Source organism: Burkholderia sp. BCC1993, from assembly GCF_905339865.1.
Taxonomy (GTDB): Bacteria; Pseudomonadota; Gammaproteobacteria; order Burkholderiales; family Burkholderiaceae; genus Burkholderia.
This window is the reverse complement of the sequence record NZ_CAJPGZ010000010.1, coordinates 131634-153782: the sequence shown is the minus strand read 5'-3', so window position 1 is coordinate 153782 and position 22149 is coordinate 131634. Positions and strand designations below refer to the sequence as shown.

Sequence of the window (22149 nt, the reverse complement as noted above, 5' to 3'; positions counted from 1 at the left end):
GCCCGCGGGATTTTGCAGTACCCCCGCGCTCCTGCGCCCTTGCGCGCCGGCGGCCGGCCGGGGCCGGACTTAAACCTATGGATAATATTCGCGGCGCCGGTTGCGACCTACGATACGGTCACGCCTCCCGGCATGCATCGGCATGGCCGGACGGGCAACCCAGGAGCGCGTCGCCTCGCGAGGCGGCGCGAGGTGGCAGGCAGCATAAGCGAGTGCGGATCATGTACACGTTCGGACAGGTGACGGTTTCCCTTGAATGCCGCGAAGTCTGCGTCGACGGGCAGCCCCGGTATATCGGCGCCCGGGCGTTCGAGATCCTCGAACTGCTGGTGAAGGCGGCCGGCCGGCTCGTGTCGAAGGACGAGATCATGCAGGCCGTGTGGCCGAACACGATCGTGGTCGAGAACAACATCCAGGTCCACGTCTCGACGCTGCGCAAGCTGTTCGGCGGCAAGCACGGGTGGATCCGGACCGAATCGGGCCGCGGCTACCGGCTCGCGCCGCCCGCCGACCACGCGATCGGCGACCGGCCGCCGATCGCGTTCGACTCGGCAGGCAGTTTCCGCGCGAGTGCGGCGCCGCGCAAATGTCCGATGATTGGCCGGGAGCTGGAAGCGGCCGAGCTGCACGGGCTGCTCGATCGCGAGGCGCTCGTCACGCTGGTCGGCCCCGGCGGCGTCGGCAAGACGCATCTGGCGCTGGAGGTTGCGACGGCCTGGTCGATGGCGCACGGGATCGAGATGGTCCGGGTCGACCTGGCCGGCCAACAGGCCGACGCGACCTTGGCGTGCGCGGTGCTGGACGCGTTCGACCTGGCGGGCGGCCCGGGCGCGGGTCCCGCCGACGTCGTCCGGGCGATCGGCGAGCAGCGCGTCGTGCTCGTGTTCGACAACGCCGAGCAGTACGTCGACGAACTGGCGGACCTGAGCGAAGCGATCGCGGACGCGAACCCTGGCGCGATACTCGTCGTGACGAGCCGGGAGCCCTTGCGGGTGGCGGGCGAGCGGGTCTATCGCGTCGGGCCGCTGTCGTTGCCGCCGGCCGGCGCGAACGCCGACGACATCGTCGCGAGCGGCGCGGTCCGGATGTTCCTGGCGCGGGCGCGCGCGATGGGTACGGATCTTCCGGCGGATGCGAAGACGCTCGACGCGATCGCGACCCTCTGCCGCCGCCTGAGCGGCCTGCCGCTCGCACTCGAGCTCGGCGCGGCCCGTGTCGCGTCGCTCGGCATCCAGGGGCTGGCGGCGGATCTCGACAAGTCGGTGCTGTCGCTGTCCGGCGGCCTGCGCACGGCGCACCCGCGCCAGCAGACGCTCAGGGCCACCATCGAGTGGAGCTATCGGCTGCTCGACGACATGGAGCGCACCGTGCTGTGCCGCCTCGCGGTGTTTCCGGATGCGTTCCGGCTCGACGCGGCCTGCGCGCTGGCCGCCTGCAACGAACTGGGTGCGGACGATGTGCTGGACTGTCTCGTCAGCCTGGCGTCGAAATCGCTGCTGGTCGTTCATTCGGTCGGACTGTCGAAGCGCTACTCGCTGCTCGAGGTCGTGCGCGCGTATGCGCTCGAGAAACTGGCGGAGTCGGGCGAAGCCGGGCGTCTCCACGCGCGCTGCGCGTCGTTTGCGGCCGACCCGCACGCGGACGCGCTGCAGCCGGCGCCGGCCGTGCCGGTCGCCGGGTCGTGGGCGTGACAGCCGGGCTGCGCGACCTGGCGCGCCGCGGCGGCGCCTGTCGATGCGGCATGAACTGCACGGCGATCACCTCGATTGACACCATTTAGGTTCTTATTTCATGGCCCTTGTTTGCATCATCGATGACGATGCGTCGGTCCGAAAGAGTCTTGCCAGCCTGCTGAAATCGGCGGGCCACACCGCATTGCCGTTCGCGTCGGGCGAGGAATTTCTCGCGACCGGCCCGCTGGACGACGCGGCGTGCGTGCTGCTCGACCTGAAGATGAAAGGGCTGGGCGGTCTCGACGTCCAGCGCCTGCTGGTGCAGCGCAACGCGGCGCTGCCGGTCATCCTGATGTCGGCGCACGGCGACGACGAGTCGGTCCGCCGGGCGCACGCGCAAGGTGCGGTCGCGTTCCTGCGCAAGCCGTTTCCATCGGACGACCTGCTCAACCTGATCGATCAGATCGCATCCGGCACACCGCCCGCGTGAGCGGCGCGTCCGCCGTCATGCCGCGCGCGTCGGCGTGTCCGCCCGGACTTTTCTCGGTTTATCATTCGATAATGAAGCGGATGCCTACACGAGGAATGCGATGGCGAGCACGCCGGATATGACTTCGAACCGTCACCAGGGCGCGGGCGATCCCGCGCCGATCGTCTATGTGGTCGACGACGACGAAACGCTGCGGCGCGCGCTGAGCGCGCTGTTGCGTTCGGCCGGGTTTCGCGTCGAGACGTTCGCGTCGTCGCGCGCGTTCCTTGCATTCGAGCGGCCCGACGTGCCGAGCTGCCTGATCCTCGACGTGCGCCTGGCCGACGAGAGCGGGCTGGCCGTCCAGGAGGAAGCGGTGCGCGCGGGCCTGAACGTGCCGATCCTGTTCATGACGGGTTACGGCGACGTGGCCACCACCGTCAAGGCGATGAAGGGCGGTGCGCTCGATTTCCTGACGAAACCGTTCGACGACGACACGATGCTCGATGCCGTCGGCCGCGCGCTGGCCCGCGACGGCGAACGCCTCGCGCGCGAGCGTGCGCTGGATGCGGTGCGGCAGGCCTATGCGTCGTTGACGCCGCGCGAACGCGAAGTCATGAGCCAGGTGATCGCGGGCCTGATGAACAAGCAGATCGCGTCGAATCTCGGGCTGCAGGAAATCACGGTGAAGGTGCATCGTGCGCAGGTGATGAAGAAGATGCGGGTCCGCACGCTGCCGGATCTCGTGCGCCAGGCCGAAGCGCTCGGCGTGCGCCCGGCGGGGGTGGGCGGCTGAGCGGGCGACTGAGTAGGCGACTGAGTAGGCAACTGAGCGGGTGACTGAGCAGGCAACTGAGCAGGCAACTGAGCAGGCGCGCCGGCCCGTTCGACGCGACGGCATCGGCATGCGCGCGTCGGCGCGGCGCCCGATGCCGCGAACGGCGACGTTCATGCGGCCACTTCGCGGCCGGCATCGGCGGCATGCGCGACCGCGCGTGCGTCGTGCCGGGCGGCCGGCCGCGGGTCGCCGCCGCCGTCGAACGCGGCGACGAGATGTTCGGCGAGCGTCCTGATGCGCGCGGGCAGGTTGCGGCGCGAGTGGTAGAGCAGCGATGCGTCGAGATCGCCGACCTGCCAGTCGGGCAGCAGGCGAACGAGTTCGCCGTCGCGCTCGAGCGGCCGCGCGAGATGTTCCGGCAGCACGGCGAAGCCGGTGCCGCGCGTCGTCGCTCGAATCAAGGTGTCGAGGCAATTCGAGCGTATCGCGCCGGCCAGCCTGATCTCGGCGGTTGCGCCCGTGCGCCGGTGCCGCAGCGGCCACGCCGAACTGCTGCTGCCCGGTTTGCCGCCGTGCGCGTCCAGGCGTTCGAGCGAGCGCGGATCGTCCGGTGCGCCGGCCGCGGCGCGAAACCGCGGGCTCGCGTACAGGCCCATCGCGATGCGTCCCAGGCGCCGCTCGACGCAGGTCACGCTCGACGTCCGGTCGGTGACGATCGACAGGTCCGCGGCGCCGCTGAACGCCGCGCTCGGATGATCGACCCAGTCGATGCGGAGACGCACGAGCGGATGCTGCCGATTGAAATCGGCGAGCACCGGCACCAGCCGATCGGCGCTGAACAGGTTCGAGACCTCGATCGCGATGTCGCCCTGCACGTCGCTTGCATGGATGTGACAGCACACGGAAAAATGCTCGTACTGCTCCAGCAGCGCGATCGCCTGTTCGAGCACGTCGTGGCCGGCGCGCGTCAGCGTCACCTTGCGCGTCGTGCGATGAAACAGCAGCACGCCGAGCGACGTTTCGAGGCACTGGATGGTGCGGCTGATGCACGGCACGCCGAGCCGCAGGGTGTCGGCGGCTTTCGTGAAGCTGCCTTGTTCGGCAACCGTCTTGAGTATCTCGAGCGCTTTCAGGCGATCCATGTCACGTCCCGCTCCGGTGAATGCGTATGGGAGCAATGTATGCGGCACGCTCGCGCGCAACAACACAAAAAACGTTAGGTAAGCTTAAGAGCGGTATGAAAACGTCTGAGGCCGTTCCGGCGAACGCGCAGCGCGCGTTCGTGCAGCGTCAGAAGCGTCCGGCGCGACGTGCGTCGTCGGCCGGCGCAGACACCGACGCCGGCGGCGTCCATCCGCCGCCCAGCGCGCGCACCAGGCCGATCGTCGCGATGGCGAGCGACTGGCGGCTGTGAATCAGCTGGCGTTGCGCACTCAGTGCATCGCGGTCCGCGTCGATCACCTCGAGATAGCTGACGTAGCCGTGCGCATAACGGCTCAGCGACAACCGCGCGGCCGCCTCGGTGGCGCGCGCCGCGCTGTCGTAGCGCGCGATCCGCTCCTTCTGCGCGGCGATGTCGTTGAGCGCGTCCTGAACCTCGCGCAGCGCGCCGAGCGCGGTCGCGCGATAGTTCGCGTCGGCGAGGTCCGCGCCGGCCGTCGCGGCGGCCACCGCGGCGTCGCGCTTGCCGCCGTCGAACAGCGTTTCGGCGACGCTCGCGCCGAGCCCCCACAGCGAACTGTTGCGATCGAGAAACGTGCCGAGATCGCGGCTCGCGAAACCGCCCTGCGCGGTCAGCGTCAACGTCGGCAGCCAGGCGGTGCGGGCGACGCCGATCTCGAGCGACGCCGCGTCGGCACGGCGCGCGGCCGCGTAGACGTCCGGCCGTTGCGCGAGCAGCGCGGACGGCAGGCCGGGCGGCACGTCCGGCACGCGCACGAGCGATGCGGTGGGCGCGACGGCGAATGCGGTCGGCGACACGCCGGTCAGTACGGCGAGCGCGTCGACGAGGTTCTCGCGCAGCCGCCGGCTGTCCGCGAGATCGGCGCGTGCCGTATCGAGATCGGCCGACGCGCGCAGCGCGTCGAGATCGCTCGCCGCGCCGGCCCGCACGCGCGCGGCGATCACGTCGAGCGCGGTGCGGCGCAGCTCGATCGCGCGCGCGAGCGTCGCGAGATCCTGTTCGACGAAATGGAGCGTCAGGTAGTCGGTCGCGACGTCGGTCGCCACGCGCAGGCGTACCGCCGCGCGATCCGCGTCCGCTTGCAGCACGTTCTGCCGGCCGATCTCGGCGTCGCCGCGCAGGCGCCCCCACAGATCGACTTCGTAGCTCGCGGTGAACGGCACCGACCAGTTGTGCATCGTGCGTTTCGGCAATGCGTTGTCGACCGTGCCCGACACGCGCGAGCGGCTGAACGACGGCGCGACGCCGACGGTGGGCGCCAGCGCGGCTTCGCGCACGCCGAGCAGCGCCTGCGCCTGGTCGACGCGCGCCGCGGCGGCGCGAAGGTCGGGATTGCCGGCGAGCGCGGCCTCGACGAGCGTGACGAGCGGCGGCGCGCCGAACCATGAGGGCCACTCGGCGAGCGGCGCGGCGGGTGGGTCCGCCGCATCCGCATGGCGGAACGGGGCCGGTCCGACCGGGACGGGTGCAAGCGGCCGCGGCGCGATCGTGCACGCGCTCAGCAGGCCGGCGGCGAGCAGGGCGGCGAACGGGGTGGCGATGCGGATCATGGCTGCGTGCGCTCGCGCTGCAGCGTGACGACGACCGACAGGCCGGGCCGGATGCGCGGCTCGGTCGCTGCTTGCCCGTCGAGCAGGATCTTGACGGGCACCCGCTGCGTGACCTTCGTGAAGTTGCCGGTCGCGTTGTCGGGCGGCAGCAGGGAAAACTGCCCGCCGGTCGCGGGCGACAGGCTGTCGACATGGCCGCTGAAGGTCCGCTCCGGCAGCGCGTCGAAGCGCAATTGCACGGCGTCGCCGGTGCGCACGTGCCGCAGCTGGGTTTCGCGGAAGTTCGCGACCACCCACGGGTGCGGCTCGACGAGCGTGAGCAGCGCCTGGCCGGGCGCGACGTGCTCGCCGGTCTCGACGGTCTTCTTGCCGACATAACCGTCCGACGGCGCCACGACGGTCGTGTATTGCAACTGGAGTTCCGCGTCGCGCAATTCGGCGTCGTTCTGGTTCGACACGGCGGCCGCCGCCTGCCACGCGGCCTGCGCGCTGCGCCATTGCGCGTCGGCCGCGTCGATGCGCGCGCGGGCCGACTTGCGGGCCGCGTTGGCCGCATCGAATTCCTGCTGCGACAGCCCGCGCGGCGTTTCGCGGGTGAGCTCGCGGGCCCGCGCGTAATCGAGCTCGGCCTTCTCGGCATCCGCATGCGCCGACACGCGCGTCGCGTCGGCCTGCTCGACCAGCGCCTTCGCGCGGCTCGCATCGGCGTGTGCCTGCGCGACGCGCGCCCGCTGCAGCGCGACGCGCACGTCGAAATCGCGCGGGTCGAGCCGCACGAGCGGCTCGCCCGCATGCACGAACCGGTTGTCGTCCACCAGCACGCGCTCGACCGTGCCGGCCACGCGCGGCGAGATCACGTGCAGATGGCCGGTCACGTACGCGTCGTCGGTGCCGCGTTCGTGCGCATCGTATTCGTAGACCAGCAGCGCGACGAGCAGCAGCGCGCCGGCGGCGATCAGCACGACCGGCCACTTGCGCGAACGCGCGGCGGGAACGGACGGCGAGTCCGGCGGGTTCGGGGTCATGATCGGGATACTCCATCGTACGGACGACTTTCTTCGTATCGCGCTATGCTTGCGCGAGCCTCATATGCGGGAGCCGCTCGACGATGAACACCACGTTCGCCCCCGGTGGCGCGACGCCGGGCCCGGCCGCCGCGCCGGCCGCCGACATACCGACGTTTCGCTCGATCGCCGCGATCGCGTCCGTGCTGCTCGGCGCGATCATCGCGACGCTGACGTCGCGCATCACGTCGCTCGGGCTCGCCGACGTGCGCGGCGCGCTCGGCGTCGGGTTCGACGAAGGCGCGTGGATCAACACGGCGTTCACCGCGTCGCAGATGTTCGTCGGCCCACTCGCGATCGCGGCGGCCTTCGTGTTCGGCACGCGCCGCGTGCTGCTGGCGGGCGCCTCGGTGTTTCTCGTCGTCGAAACCGTGCTGCCGCTGTGCACGAACTTCGGCACCTTCATCGCGTTCCAGAGCCTCGCCGGCTTCGCGTCCGGCGTGTTCGTGCCGCTCACCGTCGGGTTCGTCGTCCGCACGCTGCCGCCGCGGCTGATTCCGTTCGGCATCGCCGCGTATGCGATGAACCTCGAGATGTCGCTGAACCTGTCCGCGACGCTCGAAGGCTGGTACAGCGAACACCTGAGCTGGCGCTGGCTGTTCTGGCAGAACGCGCTGCTGACGGTGCCGTTCATCGTCTGCCTGCTGCTGTCGCTGTCGAACGAGCCGGTCAAGCGTTTCGTGTCCGGCATCGACACGCGCGGCATGCTGCTCGGCGCCGGCGGGTTCGCGTGCCTGTGCATCGCGCTCGACCAGGGCGAACGGCTGTTCTGGTTCCAGTCGCCGCTGATCGTCGCGCTGCTGTGCATCGGCATCCTGATGATTGCCGCGTTCCTGATCCACGAACTCACGTCCCGGCAGGCCGGGCTCGATCTCGGCTACCTCGCGCTGCCCAACGTCGCGCTGCTGATCCTGCTCGTCGGTCTCGTGCGCTTCACCGTGCTCAACACGAGCTTCATTCCGTCGGTGTTTCTCGCGAGCACCTACGGGCTTCGCCCGCTGCAGATCGGCGATACGCTGCGCTGGATCGCGATTCCGCAATTGCTGTTCGCGCCGTGCGTCGCGTGGCTGCTGCAGCGCGTCGATCCGCGCCGGCTGATCGTGGCCGGTTTCCTGATGGTGGCGGTCGCGTTCGCGCTCGGCGCGCGTCTCACGCCCGCGTGGGCCGAGCCCGACTTCATCCCGTCGCAACTGCTCCAGGCGCTGGGCCAGACGATGGCGCTCACGTCGGTCATCTTCTTCTTCGGCAAGCATGTGACGGCCGAGCACGCGCTGACGTTCGGCGCCGTCGTGCAGACGACGCGCCTGCTGAGCGGGCAGCTCGGCACGACGTCGATCGCGGTGATCCAGCGCATCATGGAGGCTACCCATTCGAATCTCGTCGGTCTGCATGTCACGCTGTCCGATCCGCAAACGCTCGCGCGGCTGCGGGCTGGCGCGGCGTCGCTCGTGTCGCACGGCGCCACCTTCGCCACGGGCGACCAGGCGACCTATGCGCTGCTCGACCGGGCGGTCCGGGTCCAGGCGACCACGCTCGCGCTCGCGGACAATTTCCGGGTCGCGATGGCGTTCGCCGTCGCGGGGGTGTTGATCGGCATCCTGCTCAGGCCGGCGCGCGCGCCATGAGCACCCGGCATCGCGCAGCGACGATCTTAGCGATCGCGCTCGCCGCGACGGAATGGCGCCGGGCTGAAAATTCCTGAATCTTCCTGAACGGCGCGCCGGCGCCAGGGCCGCGCGCGCCGTGCCGCAGCGCTTACGCCTTCAGGAACGCGAGCAGTTCAGCATTGATCAGGTCGGCGTTGACGACGCACATCCCGTGCGCGCCGCCGGGGATCACCTTCAGCTGCGCGTGCTTCACGATCTTCGCGGACAGGCGCGCCGAATCGTCGATCGGCACGATCTGGTCGTCGTCGCCGTGCAGGATCAGCGTCGGCACGTCGATCTTCTTCAGGTCCTCGGTGTAGTCGACCTCGGAGAATTCCCTGACGCACTGATACTGGCCGTACACGCCGCCCATCATGCCTTGCGCCCAGAACGCGTCGATCGTGCCTTGCGACACCTTGACGTTCGGCCGGTTGAAGCCGAAGAACGGCACCGCGAGATCCTTGTAGAACTGCGAACGGTTCTCGGCGACGTTCTTGCGGATGCCGTCGAACACGTCCATCGGCAGGCCGCCCGGATTCGACGCCGATTTCACCATCTGCGGCGGCACCGCGCCGATCAGCACGGCCTTCGCCACGCGCTTCGTGCCATGCCGGCCGATGTAGTGCGCGACTTCGCCGCCGCCGGTGGAATGGCCGATGAGCGTAGCCTCGCGCAGGTCGAGCGCATTCATCAGCGCCGCCAGGTCGTCGGCGTACGTGTCCATGTCGTTGCCTTGCGACGGCTGGCTCGAGCGGCCGTGACCGCGCCGGTCGTGCGCGATCACGCGGTAGCCGTGCTGCACGAGGAACAGCATCTGCGCGTCCCACGCATCGGCGCACAGCGGCCAGCCGTGCGAGAACACGACCGGACGGCCGCTGCCCCAGTCCTTGTAGTAAATCTGCGTACCGTCTTTGGTGGTGATCGTGTTCATCGCATGGGCTCCTTGATGGGCGGAAGCGGCGTGTTTGGGGGCGGCGGCGGCAGCGGCCGGCAGCGCGGCGGCGGCAACGGCGGTCGCGCCGGCCAGCAGCATGTCTCGGCGGCGCGCCGAGGGAATGGCGTCGTGATCTGCGGGACGCATGAGGACTCCTTGAACGTGCGGTGCAATGGTGCCGCGTTGGATTTGAAGGGTTTCGGATCTGCCCGCGAGCGGCGCTCGCGCGGGCGGCCGGCGCGTTCGCGTTCGCGCGCCGGCAGGCACGCAAGGGCACGAACGAACGCCGACAGGAGGCTATCCCGCGACCGCGCGGCGCGTACTGAAATCGTGCTGAATTGTCATGAACGCGGCCGCCGCGCGCCACGCGAGCGCGCCCGCCAGAAAAATTAAGCCCGGCGTAAAGACTCTTCAGCGGCGGCCCGTTATCGTCGGCATCAGGTCATCCAGTCGCGGGTCTTGCCGGTTCGCGTCGGCGGATGACGCATCGCGATGCGTGCGGGTGCGAGACATCCGGCCCGTCGCCACTTGCCCGGATACGCCGCCATGGACGCCTTCAATCGCTGGGAACACGTGATGACGCTGCTCGACCCGTCGCCCGCCGCGCGTCGCCACGCACCGCCGCCACTTCGCGACCCGGACGCCGCGTGCCGTCGCCACCGCGACGAAGTGCCGGCCGCGTCGAGCGGCGGCATGCGCCGCCGGTGCGCGATCGTCGCGGCCGAGCGGCAGACCGATTCGTCGGTCCTGATATCGTGGAGCGATCCCACGCGCTTTCGCTACGACGAGCAGCGCTGGATCAGCGCCAAGTCGCGCGGTCTCGGGCGCTGCGCGCTGACCGGCATCACGATCCGTGCCGGCGACGCGATCTACAAGCCGCAATGGCGCGGCGCGAAGCGCCCGGCGAACTATCGGGACGTGATCCTCACGTCCGAGCTGAACCGCTTCATCGCCAGGCTGCCGCGGTCATGACGCGGCACCCCGCGCGCCGTCCGTCGGCACCGGCCGGCGGCCGCCTTTTCACCACCGAGGGATCCGCATGAGCACGTTCACGACACGCGACGGCGTTTCGATTCACTACAAGGACTGGGGCGCCGGCCGCCCGGTCGTGTTCATTCACGGCTGGCCGCTGAATGCGGACATGTGGGACGTCCAGATGCATCATCTCGCGTCGCACGGCATGCGCTGCATCGCCTACGACCGGCGCGGCTTCGGCCGCTCCGGCCAGCCGTGGACGGGTTACGACTACGACACGCTGGCCGACGATCTCGCGACGCTGATCGAGACGCTCGGGCTGCGCGACGTGACGCTCGTCGGCTTTTCGATGGGCGGCGGCGAGGTGGCGCGCTACATCGGCCGGCACGGTACGCGGTACCTCGCGAAAGCCGTGCTGATCGGCGCGGTGACGCCGCTGGTCGCACGCCGCGACGATCATCCCGACGGTGTCGACGTTGCCGTGTTCGACGGCATTCGCTCGGGCATCGTCGCGGATCGCGCGGCGTTCCTCGAAAACTTCTGGCCGCTGTTCACCGGTTCGAACCGGCCCGCGTCGACGATCTCGCGCGCGGCGCTCGACTGGACGACCTTCATGGCGTTGCAGGCCGGCTTGAAGGGCACGCTCGATTGCGTCGGGGCGTTTTCCGAAACCGATTTCAGGGCGGATCTCGACCGGTTCGACGTGCCGACACTCGTGATTCACGGCGACGACGACCAGACGGTGCCGCTGGCGCTGACGGGTGCCGCGACCGCGAAGCGCGTGCCGCGAGCGACACTGAGCGTCTACGAGGGCGGGCCGCACGCGCTGTATCTGACGCACGCGCAACGCCTGAACGACGAACTGCTGGCGTTCGTCCGCGCATGATGCGGCGGCGGAGCGGTGCGGCGAAGCGGGCACGGCCGGCCGCTCGCACTCACTCCGCCCATTTCGATCCGAGCACCAGGCCGCGGAAATTCGTCCGACGATAGCCCGGGTCGCAACGCTCGGGCACGTCGGCGCATACGTTGGCGAACGCGGTTTCGGGGCGATGCGCGGGTGCCCGCGGCATGTGCCTCGAGGAACGGCGCCTTGAAGCCCGGGCCCCGTTGCCACGCCTGCACGATCTCGTCGCGTTTTGGCGTGTTTTGGCGCGGCCCACCTCGTCGCAACGCAGCGTAAAGAGATCCGCTTCGACACCCGCGCCACGCAATGCCGTCAGCAGTGTCATGTACGGATGAATGCCGACGGCCGCGTGCAGCGCGATCGCGCGCCGTACCGCGGCCGCGTCTTCGGCGGCGACGCCGTATCCGCCGGGAAACGAGAAACGGGAAACGCGTGCGCGACGTTCGCGCCCGTCGATTTCGTCGCGCCGGCGCCTGTGCCGCTGGCCTTCCGTCAGCCCGATGCCATGGAACAACGCGGCGGCGTACAGCAATTCGGCATCGAATGCGATGTGCGCGGCGCATACCGATGATCGATGCAAATGCGAACACGCGCATCGCATGCAGGAACAAAAGTTTTTCCCGCAACATCGGCGTAATTCATTCAAATCGCCACAGCAAATGATTCGCTGCAAAAACGAATCAGGAATGGCGGCGCTTTTACCACACCAAAGAGGTTCATCGGTGAATCGCTGTTTCGCCTGTTGCCGGCGCCGGAAGCCGTGATGCGCGGCGCCGGACAAGGTGCAGCGCGAATGCCGGCCTGCGGCGGCCGCTCGCGGTTGCCGTCGATTCAAAAAATTTGCTCTTTGGCTTCTAATAATTTGAATCAATGGATGCTTAAAATGCCGTAGCATCTGCATCAAACCGGTGTCATTTCCGACAGGGCATCGACGAATGGAAAGCGATTAAGAATTCAAATGATCCGGATTGGAACACTTCACGTTTTCCTCGACAGACGTGAAATTCGCTCGAACGGCAAACTGCTGCGAATCGGCAGTCGCGCATTCGAAATTCTCGAACTCCTGATTCGAGCGAACGGCGCCCTGGTATCGAAAGACGAGATCATGCAGCGCGTGTGGCCGCACACGGTCGTGGAGGAAAACAACCTGCAGGTGCATGTCGCCGCGTTGCGCAAGGCGCTCGCCCACGACCGGAACCTGATCATCACGGTGCCGGGGCGCGGCTACCGGCTGGTCGGCGGGCAAGCGCAAGCGCCGGCCGCGGCGCCCGTGCGTCCCGCGACATCGCGGCTGGCGCCCGCGCCGACCGCACTCATCGGCCGCGAGCAGACGGTCGCGGACGTCCTCGCGGCGCTCGACACCGCGCGCGTCGTGACGCTGGTCGGTGCGGGCGGCATCGGCAAGACGCGGGTAGCGCTCGAAGCGGCCATGCGGGCCGAAGCGCGCTTTCCGGATGGCGCCGCGTTCGTATCGCTGGCCACGGTGGCGTGCCCGCAATTCGTGCCCGACGCCCTGGCCGGCGCGTTGGGCCTCGTGCACCCGGCCGGGTCGCTGACGCTCGAAGCCGTGCTCGCCAGCGTCGCGCATCGGCGGATGTTGCTCGTGCTCGACAATTGCGAACACCTGCTCGATGCCGCCGCGCGGATCGCGACCGCGCTGACCGAGTCGGATGCCGGTTTGTGCGTGCTGGCGACCAGCCGCGAGGCGCTGCGGATCCAGGGCGAGCGGCTGTGTCCGGTTCCGCCGCTCGAGGTACCCGGCGAGGGCGCCGACGAACGCGAGACCGTTGGCGCGAGCGCGGTGCAGCTGTTCTCGGCGCGCGCGCGCGCCGCCGATCCGCGCTTTCCGCTCGACGAACGCTGCCTGGCGCTGATGGCGTCGGTCTGCCGGCGTCTCGACGGGCTGCCGCTCGCGATCGAACTGGCCGCGGCGCGCGCGGCCGTGCTCGGCATCGACGTGCTGGCCGCGCATCTCGACGACCATTTCCGGCTGCTGACCGGCGGCTTTCGCACGGCCTTGCCGCGTCACCAGACGCTGCAGGCGATGTACGACTGGAGCTATCGCCTGCTCGGCGACGCGGAGCGCCTGCTGCTGCGCTGGCTCGGGGTGTTCCGCGACAGCTTCTCGATCGACGCGGTGCGCAACATCGTCGGAACGAAGGGGCTCGTCGACGCGGCGCTGCTCGACGCGATCGCGGGCCTCGTGTCGAAGTCGCTGCTGAGCCTCGAGAGCGCGCACGGCGTGCCGCGCTACCGGCTGCTGACGACGACTCGCGCGTATGCGCTGCAGCAGCTCGAGACCAACGGCGAATGCGCGGCCGCGGCGCACGCGCACGCGCACTACTTCCTGGCGCTGTTCCGGCGTGCGCCCGGTAGCGCCGACGGGCTGCGCGCCGAATCGCGGCTCGACGTGATCCGGCGCGAACTCGGCAATCTGCGCGCGGCGCTCGACTGGGCGTTTTCGCCGAACGGCGACGCGCGGGTCGGCATCGCGCTGGCGGCGGTCGCGGTGCCGTGCCTGTTCGACCTGTCGCTCGTGGACGAGTGTCGCGAACGGGCGCGCGCGGCGCTCGACGCGATGCGCGATCTCGACGAGACGCCCGCGTGCGCCGACGCGCGCGTGCGGCTGCTGGCCGCGTATGCGGCCGCGCTCGCGCATACGTCGGGGCCGACGCAGATCGCGCACGACGCATGGTCGGCGGTGCACGCGCTCGGGTTCGAGGCGGCCGAGGCCGAACTGCCGCCGCGCCAGCCGTAACGGCGCGCCGCCGCCGCATTCAGAACGTTTCAGGTCGAACACAGGACCTCGCCGGCCGGCCCCTCTACATTGCCTCGACGGGGATTGCCCGTTCATCGCTGGCGCGACGCCACGGCATGCCCCGCCCGTCGCGCAGCGTGCATTCAGCCCATTCCACATGCCGAACCTGTCCGTCACGGTCGCTTACGGCGCGCCGATCATTCTTGCCGACCTGATCGCCTGGCGGCTGCTTGGGGCTGGCCGTTCGACGACGAAAGCCGTCTGGCGCTGCGCATCGTTCGCAGCGTTGACCTACGTGCTGTTCTCGACCGGCGTGAGCCCGCTCACGGTGCCGCCGTCGCCCGACCGGTTCGACCGGCTCGCGATCCAGGTGATCGGCGTCGCATGGTGGCTGCAGTGCGCGCTGGTGTTCAGCCTGATGCTCGACCATCTCCTGCTGCCGCGCGCATGGCGCAACCAGCGGCTGTTCCACGACATCGCCGCGGGCGCCGTGTTCGGTGCCGCCGCCGTCGCCGCGCTGGGCTACGTGCTCGGGCTGCCGCTCAGCGGCGTGGTCGCGACGTCGGGGGCGGTCGCCGTCATCCTCGGGCTCGCGGTGCAGAACACGCTGAACGACGTGTTCTCGGGCCTGGTGCTGAATACCACGCAGCCGTTTCGTCTCGGCGATACGGTGGCGATCGGCGCGCTCGAAGGGCGCGTCGTCGAAAGCAACTGGCGCGCGACCAAGCTGATCGACAGCCTCGGCAATCTGGTCGTCGTGCCGAACAGCGTCGCGGCCAAGGCGGCGATCGTCAACCTGAGCGAACCGGCGAACGTGTACGGCGTGACGCTGACGATCGAGATTGACCCGCACGCGCGACCTGCCGTCGTCGTCGATGCGCTCGCGCGTGCCGCGGCCAGTTCGCTGGACGTGCTCGCCAGCCCGGCGCCGATCCCGGTCGTCAAGGCGTTCAGGACCAACTCGATCGAATACGAACTCGTCTGTTACGTCGACTCGCTGCAGAAAAAGATCGACGTCCGCAACCGGCTCTACGATCTGGCCCACCGGCATCTCGCTGCCGCGGACGTCGCGCTGCGCCCGCTGACGGGCGCGCCGGCGGCACCCCGTGCGGCGTCGCGCGGGCAACGCCTGCTGCGCGCGGTCGAGCTGTTCAGGCAGCTCGACGACGCGGACCTGGCGGTGCTGGCCGATGCGCTCGCGTCACGCGTGTTCAACAAGGGCGAGGTGATCTACGCGTCGAATTCCGACGCGCGCCTGCTGACGATCGTCGCGGCCGGCGTCGCAGCGGTGTTCGTGCCGGGCGCGACGGGCGACACGGAAGTCAGGCGGATGGCGCCCGGCGACGCGATCGGCCAGTCCGTCGTGCTCGCCGGCACGCAGCTGCATGCGAGCGTCTACGCGGTGACGGCCGTGACGGCCTATCAGCTGAGCAGTCGCGACCTGTCGCCGCTGCTCGCGCGGAAGCCCGAACTGGGGCGGCTGATGTGCGAATCGCTCACCGAGCACATCGCGACCGAGGAGAAGATGAGGATGCCGCCGGCCGCGAGCGCGCATGCGTCGTTCAGCCTGATCGAGTGGCTCGAGAAGGAGATGAAGCGCCTGCACGATTCGTTCGGCTGACGCGGCGGGCGGCGGGCGGTGGCGGTCGCGGTCGCGAAGAGCGCGCGGTCAGGCGAGCGCGGTGAACCGGTCGACGAGGTCCGGGCGGTCGAGTTGTTCGACCCACCAGTGCAGTGCGCGTCCGGCCTCGTCGCCGCGCCACGCGAGGTAGCACTGGGTCGTGTCGCGCATGCCGGTCACCTGGCGTGCGACCAGCTTGCCTTGCCCGATCGCGCGTGCCGCGATGCACTCGGGGAGCGTGCCCACCGCGAGTCCTTCGCACTGCGCGGCCAGTTTGGCGGCGAGGGTGGGGACGGCGAGATACGGCTGCCCCGCGTCGAGGGCGACCGAACGCGGCTGCAGCTCGCGGGACGTATCGGAGATCGCCGCGCCGCGATGGGCGACGACCGATGCCAGCGACAGCGGTTCCGGCAGCGCCGCGAGCGGATGGGTGGGGGCGACGGCGAACACGTGCCTGAGTGTGCCGATCGGCCGTGCCACGATGTCCGGCAGCTCGGGCGGCTCGCCCGTCGCGCCGACGACGAGATCCGCGCGGCGCGAAATCAGCGCATCCCAGGTGCCGCCGAGCACTTCGGTGGACAGTCGCAGCCGCGTGTCCATCTCGAGATCGTAGAACGTGTGCACGTACGGCCACATCGCCTCGAACGGCAGGATCTCGTCGACACAGATCCGGACCTCGGTTTCCCAGCCCTGCTGCGCACGCTGCGCCTTGCGTTCGAGCTGTTCGGCGGCATGCAGCAGCCGGCGGCCCTCTTCGACGACCACGCGCCCCGCGTGCGTGAGTTTCGCACGGCGTCCGCTGCGGTCGAACAGCGTGACGTCGAGGTCGCTTTCGAGCTTTTGTACGAGGTAAGTCAGCGCGGACGGCACGCGGTGCAGCAGCTCGGCAGCTGCGGCGAACGTGCCGGTGCGGTCGATCGCGTCCAGTGCTTCGAGCGCTTCGAATGACAGCTTCATGGCGAATTCCACGGAGGGACGTCGGGCTGCCATGTTAGCGTCAAGCGCCGCGCGATCCAACCCCGTTCAGGACGATTCATCGCGCGGCCGGGCGGCGGGACGCAACGGCATGGCGCGGGCCAGGCCGCGCATCGCGGACGTGCGGCACCACCGTGATCGAAGGAACACGACGGCATGGCGATGCCCGCGGACGGGCCGGGCTGCATCCGGTCAACGAGCGTGCGTCATGTCGGCGTCATGTAGGCGTCACGTCGGCGTCGAATCGCGGCGTGTCGCGGCGGTGTCGGGTGCGTGGGCGCCGGGCAGCGCGCCGAACATGTGCTGGCTGCACTTCGCATCGCGCCACGCGGTGCCGAGGCGGATACCGCTGAACATCCGCCGCGCGACCGGCAGGATCTGTTCGCCGGCCAGGATGCCCAGCAGGCCGACGAGCGCGATGGTCGGCGGCGCCGGCGATGGCACGCCGATCAGCGCATAGACGATACCGGCGAGGAGGCCGGCGAACAGCGAGGCGGTGTACGGTTTCATGGGATCCGGGTGAAATGGCGGCCGTGTAAAAAATACGGATAACTACCGATCTGGCGTCGCTTCGACAGTCCGCGACCAGCCTATCAGGTCTTCGCGCTCACCATGGGGCGGTTCAATGAAATTCAGATCTTTTAAGCCTGAGCGGCGCGGCCCGCAGGAATCAGAATGATTAATTGGCGTGATCGGGCGTTTGCGTATTGAATGATGCGGGCTGGCTGTCGAATCTCCCGGCACAGCGCATTGGCTGCCTCCCGCATGGGTCGGCGAGGCAGGCCGTATTTTTCTCCGCGTCAAAGGACATCACCGCCATGAGCAACCCGAAGCTTGAAGTACTCACTCCGCACAACAGCCAGCTGATCTTCATCGACCAGCAGCCGCAGATGGCGTTCGGCGTCCAGTCGATTGATCGCCAGACGCTGAAGAACAACGTCGTCGGCCTCGCGAAGGCTGCGAAGGTATTCAACATCCCGACCACGATCACGACCGTCGAAAGCGACAGCTTTTCGGGTCATACGTATCCCGAGCTGCTCGACGTGTTCCCGAACCAGAAGACGCTCGAACGCACGTCGATGAACTCGTGGGACGACCAGAAGGTGCGCGACGCGCTCGCCGCGAACGGCCGCAAGAAGGTGGTCGTCTCGGGCCTGTGGACCGAAGTCTGCAACACGACGTTCGCGCTCTGCGCGATGCTCGAAGGCGACTACGAGATCTACATGGTCGCCGACGCATCGGGCGGCACGACGCAGGCCGCGCACGACTTCGCAATGCAGCGCATGGTGCAGGCGGGTGTGGTGCCGGTCACGTGGCAGCAGGTCCTGCTCGAATGGCAGCGCGACTGGGCGCACCGCGAGACGTACGACGCCGTGATGGCGATCGCGAAGGAGCACTCGGGCGCGTACGGCATGGGCGTCGACTACGCGTACACGATGGTCCACAAGGCTGCGCCGCGCACCGCGACGCCGCACGAGTCGATCCCGGCCGTGCCGGCGAAGTAAGCGCAGACGGTCTGCGACCGTCGATGCCGGTGCGGCGGGTTCGATGCGAACGCGCCGCACCGGCTCCGTTGCCGCGGGCGGCGGACCGTGAACGAATCGCGGATGCCGTCCGCGGCATGTTGGCCAGGACGTCAGGACCTGCTCTCCAACCAGTCCGAGAAATTGATCGTATGGAACCCTATCTGGTTTCCCTTGGTGCGGGCTTGCTGATCGGTGTCATTTACAGCGCCATCAAGGTGCGCTCCCCGGCACCGCCGCTGATTGCCCTTGTCGGGTTGCTCGGCATGGTGATCGGCGTGCAGGCCATCCCCACCCTCAAACAGCTCTTTGGCTTCTGATCGAAACGAGGTGATGCACATGACCGCAACCGGGACTCAACCGGATCTGATCCTCCACAACGGACGATTCACGACCCTCGACCGCGCGAACCCCGTCGCGACTTCCGTCGCGATCAAGGACGGCCGCTTCGTCGCGGTCGGCAGCGACGCGGAAGTCATGCCGCTCGCGGGCCGCGCGACGAAGATCGTCGATCTCGGCGGCCGCAGCGCGCTGCCGGGCCTGATCGACAACCACTGCCACGTGATTCGTGGTGGCCTGAACTACAACATGGAACTGCGCTGGGATGGCGTGCCGTCGCTCGCGGTTGCAATGGACATGCTCAAGCGGCAGGTGGCGATCACGCCCGCGCCGCAATGGGTGCGCGTGGTCGGTGGCTTTACCGAACACCAGTTCGCCGAGAAGCGCCTGCCGACGATCGAGGAACTCAACGCGGCCGCGCCCGATACGCCGGTGTTCATCCTGCATCTTTACGATCGCGCGCTGCTGAACGCGGCCGCGCTGCGCGTGGTCGGCTACACGAAGGACACACCGGAGCCGCCGGGCGGCACGATCCTGCGCGATGCCGCGGGCAACCCGACCGGGCTGCTGCTCGCGAACCCGAACGCGACGATCCTGTACGCGACGCTCGCGAAGGGACCGAAGCTGCCGTTCGAATACCAGTACAACTCGACGCGCCACTTCATGCGCGAACTGAACCGTCTCGGCGTGACGGGCGTGATCGATGCGGGCGGCGGTTCGCAGAACTATCCCGACGATTACGAAGTGATCCGCAAGCTGCACGACGCGGGCGAGATGACGATCCGGATCGCGTACAACCTGTTCACGCAGAAGCCGAATGCGGAGAAGGAAGACTTCGTGAACTGGACGAAGAGCACGAAGTATCACGACGGCACGGATTATTTCCGCAATAACGGCGCGGGAGAAATGCTGGTGTTCTCGGCCGCCGACTTCGAGGACTTCCGCGTCGCGCGCCCGGACCTGCCGGCGCAGATGGAAGACGATCTCGAGGGCGTCGTGCGCGTGCTCGCGCAGAACCGCTGGCCGTGGCGCATGCACGCGACCTACGACGAAACGATCAGCCGCGCACTCGACGTGTTCGAGAAGGTGAACAAGGACATCCCGCTTGAAGGGCTGAACTGGTTCTTCGATCACGCGGAAACCATTACCGAAAAATCGATGGACCGCATCGCCGCGCTGGGTGGTGGTATCGCGGTGCAGCACCGGATGGCGTACCAGGGCGAATACTTCGTCGAGCGCTACGGTGCGCAGGCGGCCGAAGCGACGCCGCCCGTCGCGAAGATGCTGTCGAAGGGCCTCAAGGTGTCGGCCGGCACCGACGCGACACGCGTGGCGTCGTACAACCCGTGGGTGTCGTTGTCCTGGCTCGTGACAGGCAAGACGATCGGCGGCCTGCGCATGTACCCGCAGCGCAACCTGCTCGATCGCGAGACCGCGCTGCGCATGTGGACCGAATACGTGACGTGGTTCTCGAACGAGGTCGGCAAGAAAGGGCGCATCGCGGTCGGGCAACTGGCCGACGTGGTCGTCCCGGATCGCGATTTCTTCGCGTGCGCCGAGGACGACATCGCGGGCACGACCGCACTGCTGACCGTGGTGGGCGGCAAGATCGTGTGGGGCGCGGGCCCGTTCGCGTCGCACGATGCGCCGATTCCGCCCGCGATGCCGGACTGGTCGCCGGTGCGTGAGTATGGCGGCTACGGCGGTTGGGGCGCGACGCAGCGCAGCGGCGCACCGCTGCAACGCGCGGCGGCCGCCGCGATGTGCGGCTGCGCGAATGCATGCAACGTGCACCAGCATGCGCACGCGAGTGCGTGGGGCAGCGCGCTGCCGACGTCGGACGCGAAGGGCTTCTGGGGCGCGTTCGGCTGTTCGTGCTGGGCGGTCTGACATGTCGACGACGATCGGCCGGTACAGCCCCGCGTGGATCCGTGTCCTGCTCGCGCAGCCGTGGGTCGGCGCGCTGGTCCGGCTTGCACTCGTTTCCGCCTTTCTGATCGGCGGCGTCGCGAAGGCGCTCGACTTCGACGGCGCGGTCGCGGAGCAGGCGCATTTCGGCCTGCATCCGCCTGCGCTATGGGCTGCACTGGCGGTTGTCGTCGAGATCGGCGGTTCGCTGTGCGTGGTGTTCCGCCGCTTCACGTGGCTCGGCGCCGGCAGCCTCGGCATGCTGACGCTCGTCGCGATGCTGGTGGCGAACGACTTCTGGAACCAGACGGGCGCGGCGCGCTTCATGGCGCTCAACGGTTTCTTCGAGCACCTTGGCCTGATTGCGGCGCTCGTCCTCGTCACGATGCTGGGCGATGCCCGGCATGCGCAAGGGGACGGTCGCGCCTGAGGGCATGAGCGGCGCATTGCGACGGAACGCTGATTCGATCACCTGGCGGCTTTTCCCCGTTGCGCCTTTGAAAGAGGCGCAACGGGGATTCCTTCGCGCGACGCGTTGCAGGCGGTGGGGCAATTTGGGGCACGCGTGGCGTTGCCCATCGTGCTCACCGGCGAAATCACTTTTGATCTGGAATCACGAATCGGCGGCCGATTCCGTCACCAGCCTTGTCGGGCGGGGCCGTCGCGCGAACGGACCCTCCGGACGCGATACCCGCCCACCCCTTCAGACCACGTTTTAGACCTCCGGGGACTCAACTGTGTCGAATTCCGTCTTGGACAGACTTAACCCGTCTGCCTAGACTGAACTCGCTTTCCCTCACCCCTGGAGAAAATCATGAGTCTCAAAGACAAGCTGCCCGGTAACAAGATCCTTGGTTTCGGTACTGCCCCGCTCGGCAACATGTTCCGCAACATCCCCGACGCGGAAGCCGCGGCCACCGTCGAAGCGGCATGGCAACACGGCATCCGTTATTTCGATTCGGCCCCGTTCTACGGCGCCGGCCTCGCGGAAATCCGCCTCGGCGACGCGCTCGCCAACCATCCGCGTGACGAATACGTACTGAGCACGAAGGTCGGCCGCGTGATCCTCGACGAAGTCGAGGACGTGTCGGCGCGCGATCTCGGCGAAAAGGGCGGCCTGTTCGAACATGGCCGGCCGAACCGCATCGTCAACGACTACACGGCCGACGCGACGCTGCGTTCGATCGAGGACAGCCTGAAGCGTCTGCGCACCGATCGCCTCGACATCGTCTGGGTGCACGACATCGCGCAAGACTTCTACGGCGACGAATGGCTCGCGCAGTTCGAAGTCGCGCGCAAGGGCGCATTCCGCGTGCTGAGCAAGCTGCGCGAAGAAGGCGTGATCAAGGCGTGGGGCCTCGGCGTGAACCGCGTCGAGCCGATCGAGCTCGTGCTCGACCTCGCCGAACCGCAACCGGACGGCATGCTGCTCGCCGGCCGCTACACGCTGCTCGATCACGAGCGCGCGCTGCAACGCGTGATGCCGGCGGCTGCCGCGCAGAACGTCGGGATCGTCGTCGGCGGCCCGTACAGCTCAGGGGTGCTCGCAGGCGGCACGCACTTCGAATACCAGAAGGCTTCGCCGGAAATCCTCGCGAAGGTCGAGCGCATCAAGGCGATCGCGACGCGCTACAACGTGCCGATCAAGGCCGCCGCGCTGCAGTTCTCGATGTCGCATCCGGCCACCGTCGCGGTGATTCCGGGCGCGAGCCGTCCGGAGCGGATCGCGGAAGACCAGGCTGCACTGAACGTGGTGATTCCGGCCGACTTCTGGCGCGAAATGCGTGAACAAGGTCTGATTGCGGCCAATGCGCCGCTGCCGACCGATCGTTGATCCGCAAAGGTGATG

20 protein-coding genes are annotated in these 22149 nt (G+C 68.5%); 13 read left to right on the top strand and 7 right to left on the bottom strand.

The genetic code is table 11. From position 1 onward, the window contains the following. Positions 1-221 precede the first annotated feature (221 nt). The 3 genes from U4Y91_RS18425 to U4Y91_RS18415 all read left to right on the top strand — a co-directional run bounded on the left by U4Y91_RS18425 (position 222) and on the right by U4Y91_RS18415 (position 2938). Positions 222-1691, top strand: a complete 1470-nt coding sequence (locus U4Y91_RS18425; RefSeq protein WP_321806239.1) for an ATP-binding protein — start codon at positions 222-224, stop codon at positions 1689-1691. 100 nt (positions 1692-1791) lie between these two features. After that, a complete protein-coding gene (locus U4Y91_RS18420; protein ID WP_321806238.1) occupies positions 1792-2163 on the top strand; it encodes a response regulator transcription factor in 372 nt (123 codons plus the stop codon). 118 nt (positions 2164-2281) lie between these two features. Further along, on the top strand, positions 2282-2938 hold the full coding sequence (locus U4Y91_RS18415) for a response regulator transcription factor (protein ID WP_321806237.1): 657 nt from the start codon (positions 2282-2284) through the stop codon (positions 2936-2938). Between the two features lie 152 nt (positions 2939-3090). Here U4Y91_RS18415 and U4Y91_RS18410 read toward each other — a convergent pair whose 3' ends face one another. From U4Y91_RS18410 to U4Y91_RS18400, 3 genes are all read right to left on the bottom strand, one after another. Next, a complete protein-coding gene (locus U4Y91_RS18410; RefSeq protein WP_321806236.1) occupies positions 3091-4110 on the bottom strand; it encodes a LysR family transcriptional regulator in 1020 nt (339 codons plus the stop codon). Between the two features lie 100 nt (positions 4111-4210). Continuing rightward, positions 4211-5653, bottom strand: coding sequence for an efflux transporter outer membrane subunit (locus U4Y91_RS18405; RefSeq protein ID WP_321806235.1), 1443 nt, complete (start codon positions 5651-5653; stop codon positions 4211-4213). Continuing rightward, positions 5650-6678: an HlyD family secretion protein gene (locus U4Y91_RS18400; RefSeq protein WP_321806234.1), complete on the bottom strand. Its 1029-nt coding sequence runs from the start codon at positions 6676-6678 to the stop codon at positions 5650-5652. The genes U4Y91_RS18405 and U4Y91_RS18400 overlap by 4 nt, the downstream gene beginning before the upstream one ends. A gap of 83 nt (positions 6679-6761) precedes the next feature. On the opposite strand from U4Y91_RS18400, the gene U4Y91_RS18395 reads away from it, so the two are divergent. Next, entirely contained in the window at positions 6762-8342 is a 1581-nt protein-coding gene (locus U4Y91_RS18395) for an MFS transporter (protein ID WP_321806233.1), read from the top strand. A 130-nt stretch (positions 8343-8472) separates the two neighbouring features. Here the strand turns inward: U4Y91_RS18395 and U4Y91_RS18390 are convergent, their stop codons facing one another. Next, entirely contained in the window at positions 8473-9294 is an 822-nt protein-coding gene (locus U4Y91_RS18390; RefSeq protein WP_321806232.1) for an alpha/beta hydrolase, read from the bottom strand. A 549-nt stretch (positions 9295-9843) separates the two neighbouring features. Between U4Y91_RS18390 and U4Y91_RS18385 the strand changes: the two genes are divergently transcribed. After that, a complete protein-coding gene (locus tag U4Y91_RS18385) occupies positions 9844-10269 on the top strand; it encodes a DUF3331 domain-containing protein (protein WP_321806231.1) in 426 nt (141 codons plus the stop codon). 67 nt (positions 10270-10336) lie between these two features. After that, positions 10337-11158 carry an alpha/beta hydrolase gene (locus U4Y91_RS18380; protein WP_321806230.1) on the top strand — a complete coding sequence of 274 codons (822 nt, stop codon included), beginning with the start codon at positions 10337-10339 and terminating at the stop codon, positions 11156-11158. Between the two features lie 49 nt (positions 11159-11207). Here U4Y91_RS18380 and U4Y91_RS18375 read toward each other — a convergent pair whose 3' ends face one another. Further along, entirely contained in the window at positions 11208-12080 is an 873-nt protein-coding gene (locus tag U4Y91_RS18375; RefSeq protein WP_321806229.1) for a hypothetical protein, read from the bottom strand. 54 nt (positions 12081-12134) lie between these two features. Here U4Y91_RS18375 and U4Y91_RS18370 point away from each other — a divergent pair, with 54 nt between their 5' ends. Beyond that, positions 12135-13934, top strand: coding sequence for a winged helix-turn-helix domain-containing protein (locus U4Y91_RS18370; protein ID WP_321806228.1), 1800 nt, complete (start codon positions 12135-12137; stop codon positions 13932-13934). A 157-nt stretch (positions 13935-14091) separates the two neighbouring features. Beyond that, the gene (locus U4Y91_RS18365; RefSeq protein WP_321806227.1) at positions 14092-15555 is read left to right on the top strand and encodes a mechanosensitive ion channel family protein; all 1464 of its coding nucleotides are present in this window, start codon (positions 14092-14094) and stop codon (positions 15553-15555) included. A gap of 48 nt (positions 15556-15603) precedes the next feature. Here the strand turns inward: U4Y91_RS18365 and U4Y91_RS18360 are convergent, their stop codons facing one another. After that, positions 15604-16512: a LysR family transcriptional regulator gene (locus tag U4Y91_RS18360; protein WP_321806226.1), complete on the bottom strand. Its 909-nt coding sequence runs from the start codon at positions 16510-16512 to the stop codon at positions 15604-15606. Between the two features lie 246 nt (positions 16513-16758). Beyond that, the gene (locus tag U4Y91_RS18355) at positions 16759-17040 is read right to left on the bottom strand and encodes a XapX domain-containing protein (protein ID WP_321806225.1); all 282 of its coding nucleotides are present in this window, start codon (positions 17038-17040) and stop codon (positions 16759-16761) included. Between the two features lie 308 nt (positions 17041-17348). Between U4Y91_RS18355 and U4Y91_RS18350 the strand changes: the two genes are divergently transcribed. The 5 genes from U4Y91_RS18350 (at position 17349) to U4Y91_RS18330 (ending at position 22134) form a co-directional block, all read left to right on the top strand. Continuing rightward, positions 17349-18035 (top strand): hydrolase, encoded by a 687-nt coding sequence (locus U4Y91_RS18350; RefSeq protein ID WP_321806224.1) that lies wholly within the window; start codon positions 17349-17351, stop codon positions 18033-18035. 170 nt (positions 18036-18205) lie between these two features. Then, positions 18206-18373 carry a DUF1427 family protein gene (locus U4Y91_RS18345; protein ID WP_044847131.1) on the top strand — a complete coding sequence of 56 codons (168 nt, stop codon included), beginning with the start codon at positions 18206-18208 and terminating at the stop codon, positions 18371-18373. A 19-nt stretch (positions 18374-18392) separates the two neighbouring features. Beyond that, positions 18393-20282, top strand: coding sequence for an amidohydrolase (locus U4Y91_RS18340; RefSeq protein WP_321806223.1), 1890 nt, complete (start codon positions 18393-18395; stop codon positions 20280-20282). A gap of 1 nt (position 20283) precedes the next feature. Beyond that, a complete protein-coding gene (locus U4Y91_RS18335) occupies positions 20284-20730 on the top strand; it encodes a DoxX family protein (protein WP_321806222.1) in 447 nt (148 codons plus the stop codon). A 384-nt stretch (positions 20731-21114) separates the two neighbouring features. Beyond that, positions 21115-22134 (top strand): aldo/keto reductase, encoded by a 1020-nt coding sequence (locus tag U4Y91_RS18330; protein ID WP_321806221.1) that lies wholly within the window; start codon positions 21115-21117, stop codon positions 22132-22134. The last annotated feature ends 15 nt before the right edge of the window (positions 22135-22149 follow it).